This is a genomic window from Inquilinus limosus MP06, assembly GCF_000767795.1.
Taxonomy (GTDB): Bacteria; Pseudomonadota; Alphaproteobacteria; order DSM-16000; family Inquilinaceae; genus Inquilinus; species Inquilinus limosus_E.
In genome coordinates this window covers 1-5,570 of sequence record NZ_JANX01000437.1, presented here as the reverse complement: position 1 = coordinate 5,570, position 5,570 = coordinate 1, and the positions used below count along the sequence as shown (strand labels likewise).

At 66.2% G+C, this 5,570-nt stretch carries 4 protein-coding genes; all 4 read right to left on the bottom strand.

What is annotated here, in order from left to right:
- Window positions 1-218: formate dehydrogenase accessory protein FdhE domain-containing protein (fdhE, locus tag P409_RS25180; RefSeq protein ID WP_034844952.1), on the bottom strand; the 218-nt coding region annotated here is incomplete at its 3' end.
- A 51-nt stretch (window positions 219-269) separates the two neighbouring features.
- Complete coding sequence (locus P409_RS25175) at window positions 270-980, bottom strand: formate dehydrogenase subunit gamma (protein WP_052121365.1); 711 nt, start codon at window positions 978-980, stop codon at window positions 270-272.
- Entirely contained in the window at window positions 977-1,921 is a 945-nt protein-coding gene (gene fdxH, locus P409_RS25170; RefSeq protein WP_034844951.1) for a formate dehydrogenase subunit beta, read from the bottom strand. Before fdxH ends, P409_RS25175 begins: the two co-directional genes overlap by 4 nt.
- An 11-nt stretch (window positions 1,922-1,932) precedes the next feature.
- A complete protein-coding gene (fdnG, locus tag P409_RS25165; protein WP_152613527.1) occupies window positions 1,933-5,022 on the bottom strand; it encodes a formate dehydrogenase-N subunit alpha in 3,090 nt (1,029 codons plus the stop codon).
- Between the last annotated feature and the right edge of the window lie 548 nt (window positions 5,023-5,570).

The following is a 5,570-nucleotide window of genomic DNA, read 5'->3' as shown; positions in this document are numbered from 1 at the left end:
AGCGCCGGTTCGGGCAGGTCGTCCTGGATCCGGTACTGCAGCTCGACCAGGTCGGACAGGAAGCGCAGATAGGGGCCGATCTCGCTGCCCGCCGCCAGGACCCGCAGGCGCAGCGTGCGGTTGATGCACAGCTGCAGCGGGTCCGGCAGGCGGGCGAAGGGCGGGGCCGCGACGTCGCCGATCACGGTCGGGTCGGGCCGGGCCTGTTCATCACTCATCTCGATCCTCACGAACCCGACGGGCCACGTGATGCGGAAGGCGCCCCTGCTTCAGGGCGCCGCGGAACTGCCGGAACCGGGCTTCCGCGCCACCAGCTCGCGCAGCCATTTGCGGTGGTGGCGCCAGGCCCACCCGCCGGTGACCTTGCCCTTCGTCATCGCGCCGATGGTGCCACGGACCCAGATCGCCGCATAGACATGCACGATCCAGACGCAGATGGCGATCACCGCCATGGCCGCATGCACCAGGATGGCGATGCGCTTCTGCTCGATCGTGGTGAATTCGAAGAAGTACTGGTCCCAGACGACGATGCCGCTGGCGATCAGCAGGATGATCAGGATCGACATGCCCCAGAACACGAATTTCTGGCCGGCATTGTACTTGCCCAGCTCCGGCAGCCTGTCCTCGTTCCCGGCCAGAACGTCGCGCGCCCGGCGCAGCCAGGTGTTGTCCTCGCTCTTCCACAGATTGGCTTTCCAGAAACGGATGAACAGGCCGGCGAAGGAGAAGAACAGCACCACGCCGATCCAGGGGTGCAGGGTGCGCGTCATCTGGCCGCCGCCGAACAGCGCGGTCAGGAAGAACAGGCTGGGGTGGAACATCGCCAGGCCGGACAGGGCCAGCAGCACCAGGCTGACCGCCGTGATCCAGTGGTTGATCCGGGCGCCGAGATTATAGCGGTTGACCACCACCGGCCTGCCGGGATGGACGTCGTCGCCCGGCTGGATGTCGTCAGGAACGCGGGGGGTGTCGGCGCTCATCTCCGGTCTCCTCCCGCCAGCTCCTCGGCGTGCTCCTCATCCTCCGGCTGCACGCGGTTGGCGCCGGCGAACAGGTGGTGGACCACGCCGGCCACCGCGGCGAAGCCGATGGCGCCGAGGCCGACCACCTTGGTCACGCCCTTCCAGGCCTCGACGATCGGGCTGATGGTCGGGTTCTTCGGCAGGTCGGCGTAGATCTCCGGCTTGTCGGCATGGTGCAGCACATACATGACATGGGTGCCGCCGACGCCCGGCGGGTCGTACAGCCCGGCATGGTCGAAGCCGCGCGACTTCAGGTCCTTGATCCGGAAATCGGCCCATTCCTTCATCTCGTCCTTGGTGCCGAACACGATCGCCTGGGTCGGGCAGGCCTTCTGGCAGGCCGGCCCCAGCCCGACCGCGACGCGGTCGGAGCACAGCGTGCATTTGTAGGCCTTGTGGTCGGTCTTCGACACGCGCGGGATGTCGAAGGGGCAGCCCTTCACGCAGTAGCCGCAGCCGATGCAGTTCTCGTGCACGAAATCGACGATGCCGTTCGAGTACTGCACGATCGCGCCCGGCGCCGGGCAGGCCTTCAGGCAGCCCGGATCCTCGCAATGCATGCAGCCATCCTTGCGGATCAGCCATTCGAGGTTCTGGGTCTCCGGGTTCTCCCATTCGGTGAAGCGCATCAGCGTGAACATGTCCGGCGTCAGGTCGGACGGGTTGTCGTAGACGCCGAGATTCTCGCCGATCGGCTGCGCCTGGGTGTCGTTCCACTCGATGCAGGCGGACTGGCACGCCTTGCAGCCGATGCATTTCGACACGTCGATCAGCTTGGCGACCTCGGTCTGCCGCTGCGCCGGCGGCGTGACCGTGGAAGCCGAGCGCCGGATCAGGTCCTGGTCGCCGAACTTCGGGGCGGTCGGGGCGACGGTGGGGTTGGGGAGTGGGGGGAACATGCCGTATCTCCTCACGCCACCGCCGGCCCGGACGAGGCCTCGATGTTGACGCAGAAGGCCTTGAACTCCGGCGTCTCGATGTTGGCGTCGCCGACGAAGGGCGTCAGCACATTCGCGCCGAAGCCCTTCTTGGCCGCGCCGATGAAGCCCCAATGGATCGGGATGCCGACGATGTGGACGGTCTTGCCGTCGCACACCAGCGGCCGGATCCGCTTGGTCACCACCGCCTTGGCGAAGACCGAGCCGCGCTTCGACCAGACGCGGACCCAGCCGCCTTTGGCGATGCCCTTCTCCTTCGCCAGCTCCTCCGAGATCTCGACGAAGAACTCCGGCTGCAGGACCGCGTTCACATGGTTGTTCTTGGTCCAGTAGTGGAAATGCTCGGTCAGCCGGTAGGAGGTGGCGGCGTAGGGGAAGTCCGGCGACGCGATGTCGGCGAACTGCGCGAAGTCATCCGCGAACACCCGCGCCGCCGGATTGCCTCGCACCTTCGGCGCGATGACGTTGGCGACCGGGCTCTCGAACGGCTCGTAGTGCACCGGGAACGGGCCTTCGCGCATCAGGCCGCGGGCGAACAGCCGCGACACGCCCTCGGCGTTCATGATGAACGGCCCGACATCCTCGGGCTTCGCCGTCGGCGAGATGTCCGGGACGTCGTAGCCCGTCCACTTGCTGCCGTTCCACTCGATCAGCTTGCGGGACGGATCCCAGGGCTTGCCGGAGACATCACAGGAGGCGCGGTTGTACAGGATCCGCCGGTTGGCCGGCCAGGCGAAGGCCCAGTTGGCGAAGGTGCCGGTGTCATCCGGGTCGGAGTTGTCGTGCCGGGCCATCATGTTGCCGGCCTCGGTGAAGCTGCCGGCATAGATCCAGCAGCCGCTGGCGGTCGACCCGTCGTCACGCATCACCGCGAAGTTCGGCAGCTGCTTGCCGGCCTCGACGATCTTCTTGGTCGGGTCGGCCGGGTCGAACAGATCCGCCAGGGCGGACCCGTTCATCTCCTTGGCCAGCTCCTCCGGCTTCGGCTCGTTCGGGTCGGCATAGGCCCAGTTGAGGTTCAGGATCGGGTCGGGGAAGGCTCCGCCCTCCTTCCTATACATCTCCTTCAGCCGCAGATGGATCTGCGCCATGATCCAGGCGTCGGTTTTGGCCTCGCCCGGGGGCGTGCCGCCGGGCCAGTGCCATTGCAGCCAGCGCCCGGAATTGACCAGCGACCCTTCATCCTCGGCGAAGGAGGAGGTGGGCAGCTGGATCACCTCGGTCTGGATCGCGGCAGTGTCGGCGTTGTTGTAGACGCCGTGATTCTCCCAGAACCGCGCCGTCTCGGTCTCCAGCGGGTCCATCACCACCAGGAGCTTCAGCCTGGTCAGCGCCTCGGCCAGCTTGGCCTTGTTCGGGAAGGCCTGCAGCGGATTGAACCCCTGGCAGAAATAGAGGTTCACCTTGCCCTGCTTCATCAGGTCGAAGGACCGCAGGATGTCGTAGTTGGGCACGTCCAGCTTCGGCAGCCAGTCATAGGCGAAGTCGTTCTCCGGCGTCGCCGCCGCGCCAAACATCGCCTTCTGGAAGCTGACGAAAAACTTCTTGTAGTTCTGCCAGAAGCTGGTCTGGTTCGGCCGCAGCGGCTTGTAGCCGCGGGTCGACATGTAGGTGGCGAAGTCCTTTTCCTTGTCCAGCGGCAGGTTCATGTAGCCGGGCAGCGAGTTGGACAAGAGCCCGATATCGGTCAGCCCCTGGATGTTGGAATGGCCGCGCAGGGCGTTCATGCCGCCGCCGCGGATGCCGATATTGCCCAGGATCAGCTGCAGCATCGCCATGGTGCGGATGTTCTGCGAGCCCTTGGAATGCTGGGTCCAGCCCAGCGCGTACATCGACGTCATCGCCTTGGTCGGCGACGCGGTCTCGCCCACCATCTGCGCCACCTTCAGGAACTTGTCCTTCGGCGTGCCGCAGATCCGCTCGACCATCTCCGGCGTGTACTGGGCGACGTGCTGCTTCAGCAGGTTCCACACGCAGCGCGGATGCTGCAGCGTGTCGTCGACCACGGCATAGCCGTCCGGACCGATCTCGTAGTCCCAGGTCGACTTGTCATAGTCGCGCTTCTGCTCGTCATAGCCGGTGAACAGGCCATCCTTGTAGGCAAAGCCCTCCTTCACCAGGAAGGTGGCGTTGGTGAAGGCCTTCACATACTCCCACTGCACCCGGTCGTTCTGGATGCACTGGTTGATCATGCCCAGCAGGAAGGCGATGTCCGTGCCCTGCCGGATCGGCGCGTAATAGTCCGCCACCGACGCCGAGCGGGTGAAGCGCGGGTCGACCACGATCAGCTTGGCGCCGCGGTTGGCCTTGGCCTCGGTCACCCATTTGAAGCCGCAGGGATGGGCCTCGGCGGCATTGCCGCCCATGATGATGACGAGGTCGGTGTTCTTGATGTCGGTCCAGGAGTTCGTCATGGCTCCACGGCCAAATGTCGGGGCGAGACTCGCCACCGTCGGGCCGTGTCAGACGCGCGCCTGGTTGTCGAACGCCAGAATGCCGGTGCTGCGCACCACCTTGTAGGTGGCGTAGGCGGTTTCGTTGGTGGTCGCCGAGGCCGCGAGGAACCCGGCGGTCAGCCATCGGTTGACCGTGGTGCCGTCCTTGTTCTTGGCGATGAAGTTCGCGTCGCGGTCGTCCTTCATGGCGCGGGCGATCTTGTCCAGCGCCTGGTCCCAGGAGATCCGCTCGAACTTGTCGCTGCCGGCGCGGCGCAGCATCGGGTGCTGCAGCCGGGTGGCGGACCGGACCGTGTCCAGCAGCGCCGCACCCTTCGGGCACAGCGTGCCGCGGTTGGTCGGATGGTCGGCGTCGCCCTCGATATGGGTGATCTCGGCCTTCTCGCCCTTCCGCAGGTCGCCCTTGGAGTAGAGGATGATGCCGCAGGCCACCGAGCAGTAGGTGCAGGTGTTGCGGGTCTCGACGGTGTTGGCGAGCTTGAAGGGCCGGATCGCGGCGGCATAGGCCGTCTCGATATCGCCGAAGCCGAAGGCCCCCAGCGTCGTGCCCGCCACACCCGCGCCGGCCCCTTTCAGGAAGCCGCGGCGCGAGAGCTTCATGTCCATCCTGGACCTCCTGGAAGCCGGTTCCGCAAAAGACGTGCCAAATCCGGAAAATGCTACGCTTGGAACGGTTCCAAGTCAAACGGCCCGTGACACCCTATACCTTCGTATTGTTTTGCTATTACAACAGCTTATTGTGACTCTTCGTGCAGGGCTGATGAGCGCTGGGGCGGCGAGTCGCGGCCGGCTTCCGGTTGACCTTCCGCCCGCCTTCGCCGTCTAATCGCCGCCGTGGCGTTCTCCAGCGCTCCCGCGTCGCGGGGCTGCATCGATGCCGACAGGCACTTCCGGCTGCCCGCGGGGCGGCGCAATGCCGCTTGGCCGCTGGTGCCGCCCTCTTCCGCCATTCCCGAAGTCCCGCGGTCGGCCGTGTCTGGCCGCGCGTGCCTCTGCGCAGATCAGGAGCGCAAACCATGAGCAGCCGTCGTGACGTCCTCCGGGCGGGCATCGCCCTGTCCGCCGCCCTGGCAGCCCCCGCTTTGGCCGGGCGGGCCGCGGCGGCCGATGCCGTGTTCGCCCCATCGCCGGGCGGTTGGCGCAGCTTCGCGCTG